This window comes from Mangrovibacter phragmitis, from assembly GCF_040429585.1.
GTDB lineage: Bacteria > Pseudomonadota > Gammaproteobacteria > Enterobacterales > Enterobacteriaceae > Mangrovibacter > Mangrovibacter phragmitis.
In genome coordinates this window covers 3,115,217-3,138,390 of sequence record NZ_CP134782.1, presented here as the reverse complement: position 1 = coordinate 3,138,390, position 23,174 = coordinate 3,115,217, and the positions used below count along the sequence as shown (strand labels likewise).

20 protein-coding genes are annotated in these 23,174 nt (G+C 49.2%); 4 read left to right on the top strand and 16 right to left on the bottom strand.

Annotation, left to right across the window (positions count from 1 at the left end):
- Positions 1-26 precede the first annotated feature (26 nt).
- The 6 genes from MPHASIOC01_RS15125 to MPHASIOC01_RS15100 form a co-directional block, all read right to left on the bottom strand.
- A complete protein-coding gene (locus MPHASIOC01_RS15125) occupies positions 27-404 on the bottom strand; it encodes a hypothetical protein (protein WP_196239799.1) in 378 nt (125 codons plus the stop codon).
- Between the two features lie 331 nt (positions 405-735).
- Positions 736-1,098 (bottom strand): hypothetical protein, encoded by a 363-nt coding sequence (locus tag MPHASIOC01_RS15120; protein WP_032642906.1) that lies wholly within the window; start codon positions 1,096-1,098, stop codon positions 736-738.
- 35 nt (positions 1,099-1,133) lie between these two features.
- Positions 1,134-1,574, bottom strand: coding sequence for a hypothetical protein (locus tag MPHASIOC01_RS15115; protein WP_032642904.1), 441 nt, complete (start codon positions 1,572-1,574; stop codon positions 1,134-1,136).
- An 8-nt stretch (positions 1,575-1,582) separates the two neighbouring features.
- Entirely contained in the window at positions 1,583-2,269 is a 687-nt protein-coding gene (locus MPHASIOC01_RS15110; protein WP_032642901.1) for a WYL domain-containing protein, read from the bottom strand.
- A gap of 19 nt (positions 2,270-2,288) precedes the next feature.
- Positions 2,289-3,026, bottom strand: coding sequence for a DUF3944 domain-containing protein (locus tag MPHASIOC01_RS15105; protein ID WP_032642899.1), 738 nt, complete (start codon positions 3,024-3,026; stop codon positions 2,289-2,291).
- 141 nt (positions 3,027-3,167) lie between these two features.
- A complete protein-coding gene (locus MPHASIOC01_RS15100) occupies positions 3,168-3,731 on the bottom strand; it encodes a hypothetical protein (RefSeq protein WP_232933361.1) in 564 nt (187 codons plus the stop codon).
- 498 nt (positions 3,732-4,229) lie between these two features.
- On the opposite strand from MPHASIOC01_RS15100, the gene MPHASIOC01_RS15095 reads away from it, so the two are divergent.
- Positions 4,230-4,862 (top strand): inovirus Gp2 family protein, encoded by a 633-nt coding sequence (locus MPHASIOC01_RS15095; protein WP_071957397.1) that lies wholly within the window; start codon positions 4,230-4,232, stop codon positions 4,860-4,862.
- A gap of 135 nt (positions 4,863-4,997) precedes the next feature.
- Here MPHASIOC01_RS15095 and MPHASIOC01_RS15090 read toward each other — a convergent pair whose 3' ends face one another.
- Together MPHASIOC01_RS15090 and MPHASIOC01_RS15085 are read right to left on the bottom strand one after the other, a co-directional pair.
- Positions 4,998-6,437 carry a YfjI family protein gene (locus MPHASIOC01_RS15090; RefSeq protein ID WP_045370402.1) on the bottom strand — a complete coding sequence of 480 codons (1,440 nt, stop codon included), beginning with the start codon at positions 6,435-6,437 and terminating at the stop codon, positions 4,998-5,000.
- Positions 6,438-6,529: 92 nt separating this feature from the next.
- Positions 6,530-6,745: an AlpA family phage regulatory protein gene (locus MPHASIOC01_RS15085; RefSeq protein ID WP_032642895.1), complete on the bottom strand. Its 216-nt coding sequence runs from the start codon at positions 6,743-6,745 to the stop codon at positions 6,530-6,532.
- Positions 6,746-6,901: 156 nt separating this feature from the next.
- Here MPHASIOC01_RS15085 and MPHASIOC01_RS15080 point away from each other — a divergent pair, with 156 nt between their 5' ends.
- Positions 6,902-8,155 carry a hypothetical protein gene (locus MPHASIOC01_RS15080; protein WP_032642893.1) on the top strand — a complete coding sequence of 418 codons (1,254 nt, stop codon included), beginning with the start codon at positions 6,902-6,904 and terminating at the stop codon, positions 8,153-8,155.
- A 309-nt stretch (positions 8,156-8,464) separates the two neighbouring features.
- Here MPHASIOC01_RS15080 and MPHASIOC01_RS15075 read toward each other — a convergent pair whose 3' ends face one another.
- Together MPHASIOC01_RS15075 and MPHASIOC01_RS15070 are read right to left on the bottom strand one after the other, a co-directional pair.
- On the bottom strand, positions 8,465-9,220 hold the full coding sequence (locus MPHASIOC01_RS15075; RefSeq protein WP_127348427.1) for a hypothetical protein: 756 nt from the start codon (positions 9,218-9,220) through the stop codon (positions 8,465-8,467).
- A 391-nt stretch (positions 9,221-9,611) separates the two neighbouring features.
- Positions 9,612-12,236, bottom strand: a complete 2,625-nt coding sequence (locus tag MPHASIOC01_RS15070) for an AAA family ATPase (protein ID WP_032642889.1) — start codon at positions 12,234-12,236, stop codon at positions 9,612-9,614.
- 269 nt (positions 12,237-12,505) lie between these two features.
- Between MPHASIOC01_RS15070 and MPHASIOC01_RS15065 the strand changes: the two genes are divergently transcribed.
- Positions 12,506-13,626, top strand: a protein-coding gene (locus tag MPHASIOC01_RS15065; RefSeq protein ID WP_085950818.1) for an IS3-like element ISSen4 family transposase whose coding sequence is annotated in 2 segments (ribosomal slippage) — positions 12,506-12,764 and positions 12,764-13,626 — 1,122 coding nt in all. Because the reading frame shifts where the segments join, the coding sequence is not laid out codon by codon here.
- Positions 13,627-13,635: 9 nt separating this feature from the next.
- On the opposite strand, the gene MPHASIOC01_RS15060 is transcribed toward MPHASIOC01_RS15065, so the two are convergent.
- A complete protein-coding gene (locus MPHASIOC01_RS15060) occupies positions 13,636-14,613 on the bottom strand; it encodes a restriction endonuclease (protein WP_353612863.1) in 978 nt (325 codons plus the stop codon).
- Positions 14,614-15,108: 495 nt separating this feature from the next.
- On the opposite strand from MPHASIOC01_RS15060, the gene MPHASIOC01_RS15055 reads away from it, so the two are divergent.
- A protein-coding gene (locus MPHASIOC01_RS15055; protein WP_101677551.1) for an IS3 family transposase occupies positions 15,109-16,217 on the top strand; the annotation gives its coding sequence in 2 pieces (ribosomal slippage) (positions 15,109-15,370 and positions 15,370-16,217; 1,110 coding nt in all).
- 107 nt (positions 16,218-16,324) lie between these two features.
- Here the strand turns inward: MPHASIOC01_RS15055 and MPHASIOC01_RS15050 are convergent.
- The 5 genes from MPHASIOC01_RS15050 to MPHASIOC01_RS15030 form a co-directional block, all read right to left on the bottom strand.
- Complete coding sequence (locus MPHASIOC01_RS15050) at positions 16,325-17,566, bottom strand: integrase (RefSeq protein WP_032642877.1); 1,242 nt, start codon at positions 17,564-17,566, stop codon at positions 16,325-16,327.
- 472 nt (positions 17,567-18,038) lie between these two features.
- Positions 18,039-18,272: a DUF2188 domain-containing protein gene (locus MPHASIOC01_RS15045; protein ID WP_011369119.1), complete on the bottom strand. Its 234-nt coding sequence runs from the start codon at positions 18,270-18,272 to the stop codon at positions 18,039-18,041.
- A gap of 13 nt (positions 18,273-18,285) precedes the next feature.
- The gene (locus tag MPHASIOC01_RS15040; protein ID WP_353612862.1) at positions 18,286-19,257 is read right to left on the bottom strand and encodes an ADP-ribosylglycohydrolase family protein; all 972 of its coding nucleotides are present in this window, start codon (positions 19,255-19,257) and stop codon (positions 18,286-18,288) included.
- Positions 19,241-22,363 (bottom strand): DEAD/DEAH box helicase, encoded by a 3,123-nt coding sequence (locus tag MPHASIOC01_RS15035; RefSeq protein WP_353612861.1) that lies wholly within the window; start codon positions 22,361-22,363, stop codon positions 19,241-19,243. The genes MPHASIOC01_RS15040 and MPHASIOC01_RS15035 overlap by 17 nt, the downstream gene beginning before the upstream one ends.
- Positions 22,353-23,171 (bottom strand): Hachiman antiphage defense system protein HamA, encoded by an 819-nt coding sequence (locus MPHASIOC01_RS15030; RefSeq protein WP_353612860.1) that lies wholly within the window; start codon positions 23,169-23,171, stop codon positions 22,353-22,355. Before MPHASIOC01_RS15030 ends, MPHASIOC01_RS15035 begins: the two co-directional genes overlap by 11 nt.
- Between the last annotated feature and the right edge of the window lie 3 nt (positions 23,172-23,174).

Sequence of the window (23,174 nt, the reverse complement as noted above, 5' to 3'; positions counted from 1 at the left end):
GAATAATAACGAATTAACAGCAGTTATTACGCAAACAGGGATCTCGGAGGGCGTTCGGGGGTGGCCTGTGGCATTCGCAGAATTTGTTCTGAACTCAGCGCAAAGGTCGCCCGTATGCCCGCGTTCCAGGCCTGCAAAGCAGTCAGGGTGAAGAGTTTGTTCAGATCGTGGGAATGATCGGCATTGAGGTGGTGCACATTACCGTGCGAGTGGAACAGCAGCGGATCGTGCTCATTCAGCGGTTCATCGCTATCGTGCTGATGGTCACTGATGGTCGTTGTATCCTGGACGTTGTAGACAGCCTGTGGTTTTGCCATAAGCGAACTGCTCAGCACGGCAACAGCCATGATGATAAGCACGATTCTGGAAATGACTTCACGGCTAAAAAACACAGTCAACGGCATCCTGATGATACAAGGTAACAACGTGCGTAATGTATCTGTTTTGCTGACCCCATTTCAACAGGTCTTTTGGGGTTGGGGGTTTAATCACTGCGGAATCGTAGCGTCCGCTTTTGGCACAAAGCGGTCAGACAAGCAGTGGCAGGACGCTAACATAATGAAGTAATGAGATATATAGTATGGCGAATCCTTCATAAGGGGAGGGACCTTACGGGGGAGGGGTTTATAATGGCTATTAATACGCAGTATTAATACCTGATTTTTTTGATATTACGACTGATAGCACAACAGGGTCTGACAACTGATTGTCAGACCAGATATTGTTCAGACGAAACTAGTACTTCATCAGCCAGTCCCCCTGACTGGTGATGACGTTAATCTCCGCCACACTGCATGGGCCTTTAATGTAGACGGCAATCTCTTTCCCGTAAGGCAACGTTGACGGTACCAGCGGGACAGGCTTACTACCTGCGTAGACCGTGGGCATCTTCTGAATCGGGCAGTTCCCCCGGTTAACGACAACATCCTTAATGGTGACGCTGTCCGTGAGCGACTGAACGTGAACACGCTGCTGATGCAGATTCGGGTAATACGGATTTTTAACCTGCTCCAGACCAATCCTGACCGGGGCCTCTGCTGCGTGCAGCAGAGGTGAAATTATCAGTGCCACGGCGAGGGCACTCATTGCTGTTTTCATTATTTTTTCCTTATATTTGCTGGAGTCGTAAAGGTTCACATACGGGTCAGACAGCCTGATTTATCAAACTCAGGCAGGGTCCGGGCGGCATTGCTGAAGGTGAACGTTGTGGAGGTCAGGCCGGTCGCAGTGATATGAATCCGCTGTGATTTTCTGACTGCATTCCAGAAGGCCTCGAAGTTACTCCCCCCTGCATCAGACAGTGTGTCGTTTATAAGAAACGTGTCGCTGTTGTCTGTCTGCGCCTCAAGACTGCGACCATCATCATTGCCGCTGGTGAGCGTTTTGCCATCAGGCGCGGTGTACCGGACGAACACATTGTCGTGCGGTGAACAGGTCAGAAGCAGTTCAGCACTCTGTTTATTCTGTATCCGGTATTCCGTGCCCCCCTGAACCCAGGTACGGGTCCACTGGTTTACGGCTGCGCTGGCCTGCGCTGAAGAAAGCAGCGCCAGTAAAAATGCGATTTTTTTCATGATTATCCTTAATTTTCCGTTTCTGCCAGTACAGTGCGGATGTACTGGAAGTGCGGCAGTGAGTGAATGAAATGTGGGTCGGCGGTCAGGGCATCGATGTGTTTTCTGCGCAGAAACTGCCTGGGTGTCAGGCAGACATCGGTAATGCTTTCCAGCAGAAAGACCTGCAGTTGCCGGGCGTACTCTCCGACCAGATACCAGCCGTTCTCGAAATAAATCAGGCGATAAGGTGCGAACCAGCGGTACTGCTGCCCCTCTGCGGTCAGATCCAGCAGAGTTCGCTCCAGAATGGCCTGTGTGATACGCCAGAAACTGCCGAAGGGACCGGGCTTGCGCTCCGGTGGAGACTGCCAGACGATAAAAGGTGGCTCTACGGAGCTGTCAGTCAGCACAGATATCAGACGATTATCCATCGCCGGGAACAGCTGCTCCGTGCGGGTTACTCGTGCAAAGTGCAGAATATGCCGGTTGGTGCGCAGGCCTTCGTGCTGGTGGGCCAGTGACCAGCACCCCTGCTGGTATGTCAGTTCCAGGCAGCTCAGGCGTTCACGAAAATCCCGGCGCAGAGTGCGCTCCGAGATACGAAACTCCTGAGACAACCCACTAACTGACAACCGTTCCCCCATCAGCAGGCGACTGATGATGATCGCCAGCCGTGATGCCATGCGATCGTGCTGTTTTTCTTCCGCAGACATATTGAAGGGTTTCCGTTGATTACATTGATTTGTACAGATACTGCTGACGCAGACAAGCAATCAGCAGGCAGGCCGGAACCGTAACCCGCCGTGCCGGGCCTGCCATATCGGCAATCAGCCAGCCGGTGCTCAGGGCGATACCAACCGGCCCGGCCAGTACACTGATAAAGCGGGTCAGGGTCAGATAAGTCACGATGGGGAGCGTGCGCCCCAGTACAACCTTCGCAAGCGTACTGAGCATCACGACCGACAGACGGTAGGCTGCAAAACCGGAAGACCGGACGGCAGTCTGTATGGCCATTAAAATCAGCGGTGCTGTCGGTGCGGTCAGTTCCGTACCCATGCTGTCAGCAAACTCCTGCAGCTCAGTCGGGGACATTTCGCTGAGGCTTTTTTCGAGCATCTTCATCAGCAGGGAGAGCTCAACGGTTTCGGTTGCCTCCTCCTTCCTGTATTTCACGCCCGTATGGTCACAGACATCGCATAACACTTCCCGATACAGCACGCCTTTCCCACCCCTGAATACACTGGCGATACTGCTGGCACCAAAGGCCTGGATTTCAGCGGCAATCTCCTGCCAGTAATTACGGTGCGCTGGATAAAAACGTTTGTAGTTGTCGCTGCCGGACAGCGTTTCCGTCCAGCGCAGGGTTTTGTCCCGTGGGTCATGGGTAATGAGGCTGACCAGTAAATCCAGGTCCTCATTCTCACAACGCCCCAGAAACCGCAGGTCAGCATCTTCGCGATAAACGGCCATTAGCCCTCCATTCAGGTCTGTATCGTCAGGACAAAAACGATAACAAACCCGCCTGTAAGGACATGGCCGATGCGTCAGGAAAATCAGCGTGTTATACGAGTAATGACGGACAGGTGATGTCCGAAAATGAAATACAGAGGATTATGCTGCACAGGGCGGAGTTACCGGTGGAATAAACAGACGAATGGCGAGTTGCCCCGTCAGGCGGGTGACGAGCCAGGCGGCACCACCGTTGATTACCCCGCCCAGTAACGGGAGCAGCAGGCTTTCCCTGAGTAACACTTGACTGCTTTTCAGCAGTAATGCGTCGCGAACCACTGTCAGCAGAGCGGTCTCGGCCTGAGACTGGCTCAGTGCGCGGGTCAGTAACCGGGTGATGATGCCACTGATGGCATCCGAGCAGGCATCCCCGGCCAGCGCGCCCCAGCAAAGCAGGCGTACCCGTGGGTCTGCAGTGTCATGGCCTCCGATGATGGCAACGGCCGCACACAGCCGCATCTGGATGAACAGCGAAGAGCAGACGTCGGCGGTGACGGTCAACGGCAGCAGCGCGCCACCGGTAAGACCACAAGAAAAGCCGGAGCCGCAGGCTTTCAGGGACTCGTACAGCACCAGCGATTCAGCCGCATCATTACGACTCATGTCGTTCTGAAGGTAACTGTCGGCCAGCACTGCGGCAGAGTCCGTGACGGCGGTACCTTCCACCGCCAGGGCATACATCCCGTCAAAGAGATGCTGTAATACAGTAATATCCAGACTATCCTCCTTATCGACAACTCCAGATGGTTGTCGTTAAGGTGATATATATCTGTATTTTTTTATTTTCAGTTTTTGCCGCAATCTCATAGTAACCGACTGTGTATTCTTTATGTAATTTTTTACGTGTCTTGCATATGAGATGAGTTAGTATCAAAAAAATGCCTATGAGTAAATGGTTAGCTTTCTCTTGTGATTTATTTTATTTAAGAAATAACTCCAGAAAATAAAATGATGTGTTCTACGATGGTTTTGCTTGCTTCTATTGCCTCCGGTGGCGGTGTTGGGTGATAAGTCGCTCCGTATTGGTATTATTAAATAAAAAGAAGGTGAGTGTGTAATGCAGAAAATATATTGAATTCCGTTGGGGGTTGTTATTATAAAATGAATGATATTTGTCTCTAACTTATTCGGGATACAGATGTAAATTATACTAAGGCTAAAGTTATGAATTCGAAATATACATACGATCCGCGATACACTGATGGCGTAGAACGAACACTGGCAGCAGCGACTGATCAATACCCCAGGCTTTCTACATTTCGTTTTGATTTGCGGTTTCCGACTGACGGTACTGGTCGTCGTGATGAGCGCGTTATCTCGCGCTTCTTTGATTCGCTGAAATACCATGCAAATGCTCAGATGACTGCCCGAAGGCATGCAGGACTTACCTGTAAGAATCTGACGTCCATACGTTATATTTGGTGCAGAGAATATGGCCTGGTGGATGGCAACCGGCATTACCATGTGATGCTATTGGTAAACAAGGACACCTTCCATACGCTGGGAGATTATCAGCCTCAATGCAACGATGGTATAGATTCACTGGCGAATGTTATCCAGAAAGCCTGGTGCAGTGCGCTGAAATTACCCTGGGAGGCCTATGCTGGCCTGGTTCATTTTCCGGAACACCCATGTGGCTGGATAGAAGGTAAACGTCATGAGCATGAAGAGCAGTATGTTACAGCACGTCAGAGAGCAATGTACCTGGCAAAAGAGTACACAAAGCACTATGGAGATGGACGTTCTTTTGGATGCAGCCAACGGAATCCGTCAGTGATTGGAACCGGCCAAATGTAACGCAGGCAGAGGGCTCGTCCCTCTGCCTTTCATATAGTTTAACCTTAGGTCTTAGTTAATGCAGGTCCTGGCCGGTAAGGCCATATAACACGCAAGAAAAATATATAATACCTGCCTTTCCTTAACCAAAAAGAGTCAGAAGCGGCTGAAGGTTTGACCTGTATAGTTGGGGGTGGATGCCCAACTCGGGTAAACCAAAGTTTTATTATCTTGCTTAAAGATAATTATTTTACGCTGACTTTGAAGCCAGTCCAGTAACATGTAAATTTTCCCTCCAGTCCTAAGTCTGTTAGGGCCATAGCGACGAATAAAGTTTTTATCAAGAGCAACTGAAAGGCGCTCGCGATACTTAACCTCAATCCAGGTCAGAAGTTCCATTGCATCCTGTTCTGGTGTTTCAGCAGTATCTACTTTGGTAAAGAGGCGCTGATGCTCAAAGCCATACCAGCTAAAAATTTCTATGGCTGATTGAGTTGCACATTCAGAAATATCTCCCGTATTGCCCTCAAAGTAATGTATTAATGCAGCAATACGCGCAATATTTTCAGCTGACTTTGACGCAAAATCCTTGAAGTCACTCAGCCCATTTTTGCCCTGAATACCGATACTGGTTTCAATTTGATTATAATAATTGATCCAACTTTTTTCAGCTTCAGGTGAAAATTTAAGAGAAAGGCGCTCGCTAATGTTAGTGGCCAGGCTTTCGTTAATAATTTCCATGAGACGGTCGTGAAATTTAGGAATGTGTTCCTGCGATGTCACTGGTACGGTGATCAGGCGTGAACCCTGTGTGGATGTCGGAAAACTAATCAGACACCGGGCAAAAAAGCCGACACCTTTAGCCATGCTGCCTTTACGCTCAAGGTAATCACGGAAGGCTTCAGGCTGAACCATCAATGATAACGTCATACGGGCGTCGCTAATAACCGCGTCGGGTTCGTTTTTACGTTCGACGCTAAATCTCTCGCCATCCCACATTGTGTTGATAAACGGCAATTCGCTAAGTGCATGACCACCAAAAATTGTTCCTGCCTCATCGGACATCACACCCACAGCATTCCAGCCACCGCAAAGGAATGCTTTAATGGCAGCCGGTGTGGCATCGTTGAACGTCAGTTTGCGTCTGACAGGGGGGGCCGGAGACTGAAGGGCCATTATTGCTGATTTTATTTCAGTAATATCTTTATCCCGATTAATATGTGCTTTAAGCTTGTTTTCCAGCGCTTTTCTTACTGAGACAGCTATCTGGTTTTGTTTGTAATAAATCTGATATTCCCGATTATGAATATTTTCTAGCTGTTCTTCTTTCGCGCGCAATGGTTTTAGCAACAGTTTGTCAACGGTGCTTTTGCGCTCACCTGATTCAGCGATAGTCAGGACAAAAAGTGATACGGGGCCACGATGGTTCCCTGGGCGTATAACATCAATACGATTCTGGCAGGCCAGAGAAATTGCCCCCAGAGCGGACGCCGCAATCAGAGCGATTGGGGCTTTTGTTACCTCGTGTGCTTCACAGATTGCGTTTTTGATGAGTGGCGGAAACGCATCAACAGGAAAATCATCATGTTTTGGCATTGGGGGGCTCCAGAATGCACAAAAAATTTAAATTTTCCGCATCAGTCGTGACTCTCTGTCATAGCTGATGCAGAGTCAGAATAAAGGCGCTATTAAACCTGAGGGCAATTCTCCTCTATCCATTTATCAAGTTCAGATTCCACCCAGCCGACAGATTGCATACCCAGGCGGCGTTGTTTAGGAAACGTGGCGTCATAGCGTGGTGACTTTGGGTTAAGCCAGTCGTAGATGGTGGCACGGGCGATACCGAGTTTGCGCACCACAGCAGGCATACGCAGGATTTTCACTGTCTGAATAGTTGTATTCATTTTTCCTCTCTTAACTATATGAAATTACTTTTTGATTAAGTTATCGATTACTACTGCTCGGTGATTGCCTGCAGTCTGGTAAGAGGAATTGATTGTAAGTGAGTATTTTGGTGTAATCTAAGGTCATTAATATATTACTTTTTTTGACATTGACATATGCCTGCGATAACTCCGATACAAAAAGCCGCGTTTGATGCCATTGATAATCTTCACTTTAGTCAGATTGTGATGAATGAGGTTTGCAAAGATCCCATCGCAGAGTGGTATTCCCGCATTATTCTCAAAATCAATAAGATCTTACGGGAAGCCAACATGTCGGAAAAAAAGACTGCGATAGCAAAGCACTACCTGCTGGGAGCGCTGGAAATTATTCTGTCTGTTGATGGCAAACTTTCTTTAGCGATGACTGAGTATGCTGAACAGTCCGGAGTAAGTACGTTTTTTGATGAGGGGACTGACTATGGCGAGAGTACTCAAACAGCGAGCAATTTTGGTCTCACATTGCTTTACACTGCTGCGGAGAACAATGGTGTGGAGGGGGAATTCATTGATCAAACCATTAAAGATCTCATGAATGATGAAGATCTGGCATTATCAGCAACACCGTATCTTATCCGGTATCGTCTGACCGAATGCTGCTATGCACTGGAGTATGCAGATGCTCCTCTTGAGTTTTATCGGGAGCTGGTAGGTTATGGGGTCATTTCATGTGGGAAATACTCTCGAAATATTGATAAGCATGCGAAGGAATCTGGACCTGGAGAATTGTTACAGCTTATACGCACTGGTTTGCTTTTCGAATTTAAGATGCTGCAACGAGTAGTGGCGGTAATGCTGTCACTAAAAAACAATAATACGATTACTTTACCCACGCCTGACCTAAAAATGTCCGCCGTAGAACAAAAAAATATTTCTGATTACTATAAAAGATTAGTCGATAACTGGTTTATGGGAGCGGAACGGAAAGTTTTTGTAAGCTTTCAATGCAAAAACGGTGTTTCTCGGGAGAATGTTATAGCCCTTCTTGAAAATATAAATAAATACTATCTTCATAAACGCATGTTTAGTGGTACCCAGGGCAGTTGGCTGGGAACCCTGGGGGCCTTTGATATTGCATGCGAACATGATGAAGACCCTGTAATTGCAATTTATAATGAGGAGAGTAATAGTCATACCATTTCAGAAAAAATAAGGTTGAAGTATTTGGGGCTTGGTTTTAGTGTATCAGCTAGGAGCCTTTATCTCCGCTATAAATCTGTAAAAAAAGAACGTTACTCTCAAGTGAGGTATTATTGCTTTCTTTTATTGAATCAGGGGTTTATCATCCCTTGGCATCTTGATAATAATTATTATTACGATATGGCTTTGAGATTCTGTAGTACAGGAACTAACGAATGTAATTATCCATAAAGCAGAGGTGGCAGGTATAGTGTTCATTTGGCGATGTGAAAGATAATTACCTTTAGAGGTGGTTTTTATATTTCAAAAATAAGAGGTGTGTCGCTTCATTAAAAATAGTAATCGGCACGAAGAAGAACTCCGGAATATTAGTTCTTTGCCCACCTGACCAGACTGTTCTTATCTCTTTTGTATAGTTCTGGAAAAAACAAATTTTTAACAAGCTCATCTTGAGAAAATTCCATTTAAAAATCGATCTTATGCCTAATTAGTCCTAAAAATCCTTACTCGAATAACAGTAACTTCAATAGTTTAGAAAAATTATACCCCCAGTGATTTTGCTGCCTTTTTTATCAAATTTTCACGGCACTTATAGCAAACTAAAAATAAAAGAAAGGATAATATCGTGCTGACTATTTTACGTAATAATTCATTAGCTTCTAGTTGCTCTTGATAAGAATCTGCAAGTTCACTATATGTTCTCGATAACAGTTGTATCGAAGAAAAATATGACACCATTGCACTATCGCAAATCTCTGATGGAGAATGCTGATCTTGAGAAATATTGCGCATTATTACTCGGGTTTGCGCAACCAAGGCAGCAGATACTTTATCGCGAGATGATGGTGCCGCCAGTCCCGAAACTAATGCCATATAATCCTTAGCCGCATTTTGATTACACTTCGCAAGTTTGGGATAAACCTCGTGTAGATTATCTGCTATGTTGTTAACCAGTTTTCGAGTTTCTTGAGGAAGGTGTACATACCAGCTTCTATATTTTGGCTCTTCAAAAGGCTTCAACATACCAATAATAATCGGTCTCTCTGCTACCCAAAAATCCAGATATCGGGATTCAAATATGTTTAATTTTAATGCAATCCTAGCTACTTCTATAGATGCATGCTCTTTGGACAGCATTTCACTCTTCATTTCATGTTGCTGATTATGATACTCGTTGCGCAGGTTCGTGAATAATTGCAGGTGTTCGATGACAATATTTTCATAATATCCTGGAGGAGTTTCAGGGATTTTCTTTAAACTCAGCCACCCCAAATTAAGCAGTCCAATGCTTATCATGAGTAGTACTGCAGCTATTTCATATCTGTTTCTTTTTATTTGGTAAAAAAATATCATTGATATAATAGCATTGGTGATGTTACTTATAAGTAAGTTGCTCGCTTATTTTTTTAATGAAACTTTTAATTTGCGACTGGAGTTTGCAGGTTTTTTGATGCCATTTTGTGATGAAAATATCATTTCCCATTTGTTGTCCCTGTACTCCATTAGCAATTCGGTCATTGCTGTTTTTTCCGAATCCAAATAATCAGGTGCTCGCTAGCTTCCAGTTGAACCGTGGGGCTAACCCGATTCAACTCATCGAGAAAGCCAGCAAGCATCTGAACGGCTAAAGCTACGTTTAGGGAGGCTGATTGCGACACCACCCGGCACCAGTTTCACTGTGTATCACTTACTGATTTCTCATGACGCTAAGGGCTGCATCAAGCGACACAATCGACTCCACTATTGTTCTTACTGTGGAGCGGTCGAATTCGTGGTCTCGCTGTGAATCGTGCACGCCGCTGTTCAGATATCCCCATTCAATGCTGGAGCCGTTGACTCCGAGTAATCTTTCTAATGCAGCAACTGCAGCCGGGGCCCCGGGATGCTGCCCTGAAATGCGATTAACGGCCGATTTCAATTTAGAGCATTTATTATTCAATTCCCAAGGCGAACGTGGTCCACTGAGTTTAATATCAATGCGTCCGTCACCGCGTCTGCCCATCCACGACCAAAGGCTATCGGTAAGGCTTTCCAGGGCGGGACGTGACTGACGAAGAGCTTCACGCTTTTCATCCCCATCTAGAGCCTGCTGCGCAAGCAGAACGTAATTCTTACTCGGTGGATTGCTGTCTACCCGCAGTTCGTGTTCACCATCGTGTGGTAGGAATTTGTAGCGCTTAATGGCTCCTGCCCTTGCTGCACCTAACTCCTGTTGAATTCGGATGAGGAATTCTTCGGCATGGGAAGTCAAGATTACCTGTTTGTCGTCCAGTAGCCCATCTTCAAAGAAGGTACGCCATATACCGTCTCGATGCTCATCATCAATCGCATTAACCACATCATCAAAAATAACCACCGGGCATCCTTGGACAATATTTTTGGCCAACAGAATTGCGAGGCCAAGACATTTGATATGTCCCTCACTGAAAATGATTAGCGCATCGTAACGAATGCCCGGTTCACCGGCGAATTCGACTTCAATTTTGCCATTTTCAGCAACTGGCATATGAAGTGCATGCAGCAGATCGCTAGGTGCATCGCTTCGGTTAAAAGCGTTATACAGATCCCGAGCCTGTTCACCCAATCCCTGAAGCAATATGCCAGGTAGTGCGGCCATGTATCTTTGGATTTCCGGTAGGAATCCGTCGTAAGCTACCTTAATTCGTTGATTTAACTTTATGACAGTTTCTTCTTCAGCAATGGCTTGGAGCAGATCTCGATTATTGTCATTGAACTGGGTCAGATTAGATTGAGCTGCAGCTAGTTCAACGTTGGCGGCTGTGCGCTGCGTACGTAGTCTTTCAATTTCGAACCGATACTGAATCAGACGGTCCCGCTCCTCGGTCAACGCACCACGTTGATTATGTACTGCGAGGGACTGTTTATCGATATGCTCAATCTCTTTGGCAATGCACAGGAGTGTGTTCCAGGGCTGTTTCTCTCCTTCAACCCAGCACTCAAGCCACGCTCCAACTGATGTCTGGGGTAATTCCGGCAGTACTGCAGCATGAAGGGTTTCCGGGCATGCGGCGATTGCTGCCGTTACGGTGCGACGTATTTCCTCCAACAGTAGCTGGAGAGACTCGTTCAGCTCTGTTCGTAATGTTTGCTCCCGCAACTGAATCTGTGCCAACTGCGCCAGGGCTTCAAGTCCCGTACGCGCTCGTATAAAAGGATCCTCTGCTACGGTATCAAGATTTGTACCACAAGCAGGGCAGGTAGTTGCTCCGACAGCCAAGGCCTGCACTGCTTCATACAGTTTTGCATACGATACCTCGGTCGCACGTGATGCAAGTTCCCTTGAGGTCTCTTGCCAACTCCCATGTAGACGGTATGCTTCAGCGAGAAGCGCTTCCAGTCGGGATTGCGTAATCCTATAAACCAGTGGTGGGATAGCATCAAGTTGAGATTGAATATATGGCAGACGTCCCTGCTGAAGTTGTGTACCTTCCAGCCATTCAACGCATGCCTGATAGGTCGCTTCGGGGGATATGCGCTGCGCAAGCGCATTTTCCTGCAATTCAATCAAAGCTATTTTCTGCGGATGTGCTGCAATTACCTGCTCTGAAGCTGCTACCTGCTTTCTCCGTTCGACCAACTGAGCTGCCATTGGTCCGGAAAGCATCAGATCTTGATCGAGTGATGGGTTAAACCCACGGACAAATTCACTGAACTGATCTACACCAAACAACGTTGCGATTAGCTGTCGCTGATCGCTAGGGGTTCTTGCAGCAATACGGGCAAAGTCATCAAGCCGGTTCTTCTCAATGAAACAAAAACGATACTCTGATTCATCAGGCTGGACGGGCCGTAAGTTCTGAGCCTCACCGGCAAGAAGCACTGGCGCATCGTGGTGCTTGAGACGAGCGTTATTGCAATAAAGCCTTTGCTCCACCCGCTTTAACTGCGCTTCACTGATAGTGCCCAGCATTGACACTTCGAGAGCCTCAAAGAAGCTGCTTTTACCTGTACCGTTTGCACCGTAAATGAGAGTGATATCGTGGGAGAGGTCAAATATCTCCTGCCGCATGAATCCACGGAATGGACCAACCTCAAGCTGATGCAATCGGCCCAGAGCAGAACCTGCTTCAGGGGCGTCAGAATTGCCTTCGTAAGCGATGGGCTGATCAATTAGATGTCTTAGGGCTAGGGGGGCAAGACGAACTGAACGCGCCCGGCGAGTCGAGCCGACTTCAGCGAGAGGTTGGATATGATCGAAGATCAGATACGCAAGTCGCCGGACATCATCAGGAACGTCCTGCTGCGTTAAACAATCGAGAAAGCGTTGGTACTCCGAAACAATGCTTGCCATGTATTCTCCTTTACACAGTCGGACGCTGTAGCGCATCCCTGCCTTGGTCATTGTCGTTTGGCGTTAATTTGCTTGGCACAACGGGTCTCAAAGGTTTTCGACATTCAACGCAGTTTGTCCCTGTGAGAGTGACGCGGAAACATCAGATTCATCTTATCTAAACATTATCGGCATTGTTCATCAGAACCTTATGATCCCTGACCTGCTCCCCGTTGATTAGTACACCCCGATGTTAGTAATGTCTTCATAAGCCACATGAGGACATCCCCATGAAGAAGCGTTTTTCCGACGAACAGATCATCAGTATTCTCCGCGAAGCCGAAGCTGGGGTACCCGCCCGTGAACTCTGCCGCAAGCATGCCATTTCCGATGCCACGTTTTACACCTGGCGTAAGAAGTATGGCGGTATGGAGGTGCCTGAAGTTAAGCGCCTGAAGTCGCTTGAGGAAGAGAACACCAGACTCAAGAAGCTGCTTGCCGAAGCCATGCTGGATAAAGAGGCGCTTCAGGTGGCTCTTGGGCGAAAGTACTGACGACAGACCAGAAGCGGGAAGCCGTGATGTTGATGTGTGATGCGACCGGTCTGTCGCAACGTCGTGCCTGCAGGCTTACAGGTTTATCCCTGTCGACCTGCCGCTATGAGGCTCACCGTCCGGCTGCTGATGCGCATTTATCAGGGCGCATCACTGAGCTGGCACTAGAGCGCAGGCGTTTTGGCTACCGTCGTATTTGGCAGTTGCTGCGCCGTGAAGGGCTTCATGTTAATCATAAGCGCGTGTACCGGCTTTATCACCTCAGTGGCCTGGGCGTAAAACGCAGAAGACGTCGTAAAGGGCTGGCAACAGAACGTCTGCCGCTGCTCCGTCCGGCGGCGCCCAATCTGACCTGGTCGATGGATTTCGTCATGGACGCACTTTCCACCGGTCGCAGGATCAAGTGTCTTACCTGCGTCGATGATTTCACAAAGGAATGCCTGACGGTCACTGTTGCCTTTGGGATTTCAGGCGTTCAGGTCACGCGTATTCTGGACAGCATTGCACTGTTTCGAGGCTATCCGGCGACGATAAGAACTGACCAGGGGCCGGAGTTCACTTGCCGTGCACTGGATCAATGGGCCTTTGAGCATGGTGTTGAGTTGCGCTTAATCCAGCCGGGCAAGCCAACGCAGAACGGATTTATTGAGAGCTTTAACGGACGATTTCGCGATGAATGTTTGAATGAGCACTGGTTCAGCGATATCGTTCATGCCAGGAAAATTATTAATGACTGGCGGCAGGATTATAACGAATGCCGCCCGCACTCCACGCTGAATTATCAGACACCGTCTGAATTTGCAGCGGGCTGGAGAAAGGGTCATTCTGAGAATGAAGATTCCGACGTTACTAACTGAGTGTTGTATCTAATCGTGGGGGCAGGTCAGAAGCATTTCACATACTTTTTCATCGTTTACAATGAGTATAAGTTTACCTTGTTCTCTCATAGCTCCTTGCGTCATAGCTAATGCATGTGCCTCTGCTCCCGTCCTTGTCATAATAATTGCCATACGCCTGAGTCCTTTTTCCAAAAGATACTTCTCCGTGGTAAGTATCTGGCCTTGCTTGATTTTCCCTAAATAGTTTTTAAACTCAAAAAGAACATAACGGCTATTTAGGTGTTCAATAACAAATTTCCAAAATTCAGTAGTGGGTCTAATTCGACATACAAAATCATAACGGTTTAAACCATCATCAGTTCTTTTTTGTGAATGCCAGCCGTGTAGATCATTAGGAAACAGATATTTAAGGATTTCCTCGCATTTTTTTTCATATTGACGCCAAGATGCTTTCCCTTTTTTAATACTCTTTAGTTCAAGGCAAAGTTTTGTTCCTTTATTTTTTTGTCGCTCAATCCGGTTACTCTTATTAAGAGCCATATCTCTAATGATAGAGTTACTCTCTTTACGAGAAAGGTGCGTCGTAAGAGCTTCATCTAGATTTACTTCTAATAGTGCATCCAATGATTCCGCTAGTTCAGGATGTGAACTACACCAAATTCTTAAGTCAGCCTGATCCACAAAAGTAATACTGAATTTATTTTCCAGAGCCTCTCGCAACTCAGGTGTGAGAAAGCATGAAACAACTAACATTCCTTTGTTAACACCTGCGGCTACGCCATTGCTGGTAATGCGAGTCGCAGCTGCATCAATAAGTGAGGGCTGAGCTCGAGCTGTGCGGTAGAATTTAACTTCAATAGCCCATCTTTCTCCTCCAAAATCACCGAGAAAATCAAATCCTTCGTCTCCTCTGCAACTATTTCTATTTATTTGAAAATTGTTTGCCTTCAGAATGTGACAAACGAGTTCCTCGAATAACTGCCATGTTGGTTTTAATTTATTCATGTTTTTAACAACCTCATCCAGATATAATAAATCAATATAAAAAAGGAATATATTTTAAACTTTACTTAATGATTGTTTTGTAAAGTTCAATTGTAAACATTAAAATATCTTCACTGTAGGTTTTCATGACTTACAATGTAATATTATAATTATTAATATCAAATAACTTTCTTAGTCAAAAAATTAAGTAAGTTATTAACTATTTCCTGCCCATTCCCTCTGGTTTGATATTGAAAATATACCCACTTTATAGATAGCCATCTTTCCGTTTGTGTTGCCTTATCATATTGATTTTATTGATTTTATTGATTTTATTGGTTTTTTGCAATGGCCAAATCTAATTTGGTGGCACTGAGATCACATTATTATGTACTCATAATTGATAAATAGTCCGCTCCTAGCACTTGTCGGTCTGATGACCCTGACCCGAAATCCTGCGCCATTCAGAAACAGAATTCCGGCATGATCTACACTCCCTGAACGGAGGTGGTGCCGATGAAAAAATCACGATTCACCGAAGAGCAGATTGTTTTTGCCCTCAAACAGGCTGAACTGGGGATGTCCGTGCCGGACGTCTGTCGCAAACTGGGTATTTCCGATGCCACGTTTTATACGTGGCGCAAGAAATACGGTGATATTTCGCCCTCTGAGCTGAAGCACATGCGCCAGCTTGAGGAAGAGAACCTCAGGCTGAAGAAGCTGGTTGCCGATCTGAGCCTCGACAAGGCCATGCTGCAGGATGTGCTGGCAAAAAAGAACTGACGCTGGCACGCCTGCGTGAATGGGTCCGGGACCTGCAGGCACGCTACGGGGCCAGCGAGCGGCAGGTCTGCTTTGCGCTACGGATCAGCCGCAGCTCTTTCCGCTACCGTTCTGTGGCGGCAGACGACAGCGCGCTCCGCCTTCGTATCAGGGAGATCACCGAAACCCGGGTCCACTATGGCTACCGCAGGGTTCACGTTATGCTCAGGCGGGAGGGCTGGCGCGATAATCATAAACGCATTTACCGGCTCTATCGCGAGCAGGGGCTGTCCCTGCGTCTCAAGCGTCCGCGTCGGAATAAATCGGCCCAGCGGCGACAGCCCCAGCCTCAGGGGCTTTATCCGAATCATGTCTGGGGCATGGATTTTGTTTCTGACGCCCTGTTTGACGGGCGTCGGTTACGCCTGCTGACGGTCATTGACCTCTACACGCGCGAATGTCTGGGGATCTGCGTGGGCCAGAATCTGCGCTCAACGGAGGTTGCCGAAATGCTGAACAGTATTGCGCTCAGACGCCCCTTGCCGCAGTTACTGAAAACCGATAACGGCTCTGAATTTGCAGGGATAATGCTGGACAAATGGGTGTATGAACGAGGGATCCGAATAGACTTCTCACGGCCGGGAACACCGACGGACAATGCCACGGTGGAGTCGTTCAACGGCAGGCTGCGACAGGAATGTCTGAACGAGAACTGGTTCATGTCCCTGGAGGACGCACGGTGCAAAATCGAGGCCTGGCGCATACACTATAATCAGAGGCGTCCCCATTCTGCGCTGGGATGGATGACCCCGTCCGAATTTGCAGAAAAATCTGTCGATTGCCAGAATATGCAGCCAACATGAAGCCGGTTATTCCTGATTATGACTGGAGCATATTCGGGGTCAGGGTCACTGACATTTAAAGCCTCATTCATCGCGGCACTAAAGTCGGGGTCGTCATTAGTTATCCGTCACCCTACTAACCTCATTCCTTTCATACCGCCCTCAACCATACTTCCACGATCAGCAGCCATCACAAAATCAGCCCACCACTGCATCATGGGCCGCCGCTGCTCAAGATAATCACTGCGGTTATAGGCACGACGGACCTCATTCTTATCTACATGCGCAAGGGCCGCCTCAATAACATCAGGTGGGAAGCCTTGTTCATTTAGGGCTGTACTGGCGATAGATCTCAGACCGTGTGAAACGAGCACCCCACCAAAACCTGCGCGTTTCAGCGATGCGTTAACGGTCTGACTGTTCATCGGCTGGTTTGGCTTGATGCGGCTGGGAAAGATAAATTCTCGATTTCCACTTAACGGCTTCATCATCTCCAATATCGCAATCGCTTCATCTGACAATGGAACAGTATGGTCACGGTTCATTTTCATGCGTGCTGCAGGAATCTTCCACTCTCGCGCTTCTATGTCTACCTCTTCCCAGCGAGCTTCAGCCGCTTCGGCAGGGCGGGTAATAGTAAGAAGTTGCCACATGAACAGGCAGCGTGTGGAAAGGCTAATGCTGGCTGTTCGCATTGTCTGCATCAGTTGAGGTAGCTGGTCCGGTCGAATGCTGGGCATGTTCTTTTTCTGAGGCTTCTCGAAGGCTTTACCGATATTAACGCTGGGAACAGCATCAATCAGCCCTGTGTTTTGGGCATAGATCATGACCTCATTAATGCGTTGGCACAGTCGACGAACGGTTTCCAGTGCTCCTCTGGCCTGAACAGGTTGAACGGCCTGAACCAGTGTGTGAGCTTTAATATCTGTAACGCTAACGTCCCCAATTGCAGGAAAGACATCTCTCTCAAGAGAGCGCCAGATATCTTCTGCATAGTCCACTGTCACGCTTGCTTTCTTCACATTCCACCAACGTTCAGCTACGAGCTGGAAAGTATTGGTTTTGGCTTCAATTGAACTGCGCAGTTGTTCCTGCTGATGTTCCTGGGGATCAATTTGTTTCGCCAGAAGAGAGCGGGACTCTGCCCGATAGTTTCGGGCATCGGCAAGGGTAACTGACGGGTAGGGGCCTATGCTCTTCTTCGCACGTTTCTTAGTGACAGGGCGAATGTAGCGAAACTGCCAGATTTTACTTCCGCTGGATTTGATGAGTAGCTCAAGGCCATCACCATCATAGAGAACGTAGTCCGCTTCTTTGGGTTTGGCGGATTCGATTTCTTTAACGGATAGAGGTTTGGTTTGTCTTGCCATTGCTGGGTTTCCATAGTTTTAGGCACCTCAAAAACAATAAAGCTTTATGAGGTGCCTAACAAGGTGCCTAAAAGGTTCGGATTTAATTAGTTCTCTTCGGACTTCGCGGGACAAATTGAGGGCGCAAAAAAGCCCGCAGGGCTTGCGCCGTGCGGGCTCTTAGGACTTCATCGGATGACTCTGGTAATCACCGATGGAGAATTTTGGTGGAGGGAACGCCGACCTACCGCAAATCAGTCTCAAAGCCCGCGCTCCTCGTAACTCCCTGATAATAAACGCCGAAGTCATTTCACACAACAACTTCCCGACAACCCGACCAGAGAAACGAATTTCTCCCCTGATTTCCCGGCACCGGACGAGGGTTACGGGTTTGCAGTAAAACCGGATACCTGGCGTCGAGCAGCAACAACTTCGAATCCAGTTTTCGGACGCCGGTTCGGTTCCCAAAACGGGAATCGAATTGGCCTGAGCATCAACCTTTTGGCGGATACGGATCGTTTCCGTGGCTGTCCTTGTTCTGGATCTTCCCGTCCTTGCCGTGGATGTAGAACTCGGTGCCTTGGTTCTGGCTGATCTTGCGCCCGGCATCGACGGCATCCTGCTTCTTGTCGAAGTGGCCGCTGCTGCGGGTCGCGCCGTCTTTCTTGACGTCCCAGCCGCCGTCAGCGTTGGGCACGACATGATGTGATCCTGGTTTCTTTGGCATGTTCGCCTCCTGTTTACTTGGTTTCCGTTGAAATAAGTTGCGCTGCTAGCTCCAAAGCATCCACCGGCCAGAAGCACTCTGGTCGCGGACGGTTGACGCCGGGATGTCCGGCCTTGGGGCGGCAGTTCAGGACCTGGTCGACCCATTGGGCGGGTATGGCGTCCAGGCCGTACACTGCGCCCAGTAGCGCCCCACAAATGGCTGCGTTGGTATCGGTGTCTCCACCCCGCATAACCGTATCGACAACGCCAGCTTCAAAGCTCGGGGCATTGAGCAGTTGCCACAGGGCATTTCGGAACGCGGTCAACACCCACCCCTGTTGCTGGACGTAGTCCTCCGGTGGAGCTTCGGCAGCCCCATGGATGGCCTCCATGAGAGCCGGGTCGACTGCCAGGTCGGCAGCCCACTGTTTGATATTCTGGTAGAGCTTCTCGGCTTCGCAGCCAGATGCAATGGCGTGGGCAATCGCCATGGTGAAAAGCGCGTTGGCCTGCAGACACACCGGGTTTGGATGCGTCAGAGCGGCATCCTGCTTGGCCCAGTCGCACACCGTTTCCAATGGGTAGTTGGCTCCGAAGATGCCCAAGGGGCTGATCCGCATCATGGCCCCATTGGCCTGGCTGTCGGGGTTCGGACGGCCCCGCAATCCAATGGCGATGGTCATACCGCAGTCAAAGGGATCGGAGTCGAGCCAGAATTGATAGGCCTGAAGCGCGGCGTCTGAATAGTAGGACACGCGTTCTGTCAGCATCCGGGCCAGCAGCAGCGCCATTTCCGAGTCATCCGTCGGCTGACCGGCAATGGTGTTCCATGTGCCGCCTTCGGCCAGTTCTCGCACGCCTTCCGGGTAGCTGCGGTGGATCTCCTCCGGCGACTGGAACTCGACCAGGCTGCCGAGGGCGTCTCCGGCAAGCTGGCCAAGTAGGCAGCCTTGGGCGCGAGATAGCCTAGGTCGATGATCTGGATTTCTACTGCAGGAGTTCATTCATTCGCTCCTGGAAATAGCTTGGGTATTTCTCCATCACCGCCCTGGCTCCGGCCTGATCTTTTTTCAGCGCCTTCACGAGATCCTTCTTCTGGGTCGCTGCCAGGTTTAGGGATGCGGCAATATCCTGAGCGATGACGCGGTCCGAAAAGCCAAGCTCGTAAAGGGCTATGGTGGTTTCGGTCGGAAGACCATATTTCAGGCGCTTTTGAAAAAGCTGCAGACGATTGATCAGGTCTCCTGTGCCATCTTGGTCGAGGGTTTCGATGAATTCACACACAGCGCCTACAACGAGCGCTCCGTCATAAGCGAGCGTCCCTTCGCAGACATCGACGACATGATCGATTTTGAACTCCCTCCGGCGTGTGCCCCATATCATCTTGGCTTTTCGCTTACGGATGATTTTCAGGAGATCGCTGAAGGGTTTTCCACTGATCCACCCATGCGCGATTTCTTTTGGCACCTCCGGCTTATCGAACTTGGTGAATACTCCACTGTTGATATGCCGGGTAAGCAATGGCCAGGCAAGATCGAGCGCGTCTGTTTCATCAACAATCGAAAGCAGACTGTCGGCGTTGGTTTGGACCCATCCCTCGATGGCTTGGGCATCTTGAATACCGTAAAGCGTCCGGCCATAGATTTTACGGCGAGCCGGATCTGTGATGTTTGCGGAGATGTTCCCAGCGAGAAGCTGAAACAACTCGCGGATATGCTCCTTTTTCTGATCATCAGCCAGGAAGAAAGCCAGCGTCCCTTCGGCCAGGCGGGTCACATCAGCTTCCGAAAGACCATCATCAGATTCATCCCAATGAGATAACAGGAAGCTCTCGACTGCACAGATTAGGCTGATTCTCCAGGCAATTTGCCGCTCGACACCGTCTCGGGAGAAATTTTTGTCTCCATGTCGTGCGGCTATTCCCGCAGCCAGCTTGGCAATTTCATCAGGATCATCGATATAGGCCTTGGCAAAATCCAGTGCCTCCATGGTGATGGTGTATTTCTCGTCATCGCTCTTGATGGGATCGAAGATCGATAGAAGATTGCTGATGCATGGCTCAGAATTGCGCGGCTCCAGAAGCTCTTTCACCTGGTTCCAGCGCCATTTGTCGTTGCGGGCCTTCCGCTTGTCAAAGATCACCGGATCGGCAAACAGGATGCTGCCTTCGGTATGCATCCCGGCTCGTCCCGCTCGGCCAATGAGGTTGTGGAAATCACGAACCTTGATGCGCTCCATGCCCTGGTAGACACTGGTCACGATGAGGTATCGAATCGGAAGGTTTACGCCCTGCGCCAAAGTCGAGGTACAAACGACGAATCGCACAAGGTCGTCACGCATGGCATGCTCCACCGCCAGCCGGATACCATGCGGCGTATTACCATGATGGGAAAAAATTCCGTGTGCCGCGCTCTGAGACGCCGGAGCGTCAGCGCCAAGATTCTCGACATGCAGATGTGTCAGCCGCGCAACTTCCTGGGCGTCTGAAAAATCTGACGGCAAGGCCAGCGGTGCGCCTCGCTCGACTATATCGACGGCCTTTTCACAGACGCTCGCCGCTGTCGACTTCCTTCCGCAGAAAACAGCGATACTGCCGTTCGGGACCAATTTCAGACCAAGGTATAGAGCGATAGCCTGCCCGTCAGTCTTTTCAGGAAAAAAACGGTCCGTCCTTTCCCGCTTCTTCCTCCCGAGATTGAATCTTTCAATCACCCTCGGAACGAAAAACTCACCTTGTTCGGCATCACGGCTGTCGACGTACTCGATTCTTCCCAACTGATCGAGCCAGCTCGCGAATCCAACCGACCTGAAAGTCGGAATCAGGGTTGTGCCTTCGACGACATTGGGTTCCCCGTTCAGCCATTCTCCAACAGCCTCGGCATTGCTGATGACCGCTGAGATCAGCACCTTCTGGGTTCCTTCGGGAATCATGGAGCGCAGCGACGTCAGGAGCAGCTCGTATGTGATGCCTCGGGTGCCGCTGTCGAACTGGTGGCCTTCATCAAAAACCAGCAGGCCAACGTGGGCAGCCAGTTCCGGAGCGTGCCGAAGGACGTAGAGCAGCTTTTCGGGGGTTACGACCAGGATTTGTTGGTGCCCCAGGAGTTCGGCAATCTCGAAGTCGGTCTGTAGGGCATCGGACAATTCATCCACCTTGGTGGGTTCGTTGTGGAATGCCTCGACAAGGCTGTTCTTGATCTCATGGCACAGCGCCCTGAACGGGGCGATAATGATGGCCAGTGACACGCGCTCGGCCAGAAACGCGCTTCGAAGGATCAGTTCAGTTGCCTTCGTTTTGCCAGCGCTGGTGGGCATTTGAACGATGGCAGACTCACCTTTGAGAACATCCGCCTTACCCAAAAGGTGTTGCGCAGGCCAGAGTTCCTTGATGAACGAATCCTTTTGCAGCGCATGGAGCCATTTGTCGCGGGGCAACCCGGAATATGACGGCAAAGCCTTCCAGGCAGAATTCTCCATCTTTTTCCTCAGAACGGCCGCGATCACATCACCAAATAGAAGCTGCCTTGGGGTGCCGAACTCATAGACGGCGTCCCTCAGCTTCGTGGCCAAATCGAGAAGATTATCTTCACCATTCCCATTCTCAAAAAACTGGAGAATCCATTTTGAAATCCCGTCGATGAATTCGCCGAATGGTCCCTCGGCTCCATCAAAATAGGTCCCCAGATCGGCCTGCAGCAACCAAAGCAACAGGTCTTCCAAAGCATCGCCATCCAGATCTGGACAGTCACCATCGATGCGCTTCGCCAATACCGAAGCGCTCCCAGGCAGATCGCACAGGTAATAGGAGGCGGAGCCCAGAAGCACGAGGTAGGGATCAAGTGTCTCGTTCAGCTTTGACTGGAGGTAGGAGTCGAAAAAGCGGGCGGAAAATAGCAGATTGGTTTTCAGCTCTGCGAGAGAATCGGGATCTGGCTCCTCCCGGTTGATGGCGGCGGCAAGGTCGCCCAGCAAACCAATCGAGATAGTGAACAGCTTGGCCGGATCTTGGGTGATCTTGATGTGATGCTCTTCCGGAACGCCGTACTCGAGCATCTTTGCCTTTGACCGGGTGACGCCCAGCAGGAGTTGGGATTTCTGTTCAGGCCTCATCCGCAGCCCTCCTGTAGAGCTCGTGGACGAGTGCCATCATCTGATCCCCTTTGATGACCACCAACGCAAGGTCACCTGAATGCGGATGAGAAGAGGCGTCGGTCGAGGATGTCAGGTGGCCGTCAAAAAGCGGATTCTCAAAGAGCGCGACAGCTCCATAAACTTCCTTGTATGGGTGATCTACTTCGTTCTGGAAACGCTCGATTTTTTCGGCATCATCGAGCTCATTCCGACCATGAAGCCTTTGCTTGATGGCATTTAAAGACTCTGCCTTCCGTGCGATGTCTTTTGCTGAGCCATCTACGGCGTCTTGAAGTCTCGCCTTGGCTTTCTTTCCTGAGAATTGCGCCTTCGCTTCAAAGATCGCCAGCTTATCCTTCGAAGAGGCTTTGCCATCCTTGACGATATGAAAGCCGATGATGTCACTACCTTTTGTCGACTCGTTCCGAATGGTTTTGTCACCATAGCGAGTGCGTGGAACCCAGTAGCCAAGCAGGTATTCAAGAAAATCGGCAACCAGCACTTCCCCAAAGTCGCCAGCGCGGATACTGGGTCCTGGGGCATCTTTTGGGTCCGGGAACTTTATGGTGTTGAGATACTCTCCGCGAGAGCACTTATACCCCCTGCGCCAATAATCGATTTCGCTATCAAAGCAGTAGTGATTCCGGAAGTGTTTCGCCCAGGCGGAGAGCACTGCCTCGTCTTTCTCATGACGGAACTCCCAAACCTCGACCTCCTTGCCGTCGGCAGTCTTCAGTCGTTCGCCGGTGTCGACGAGCCATTTAGTGTGTTCCGAAGTCCAAGGCATTCG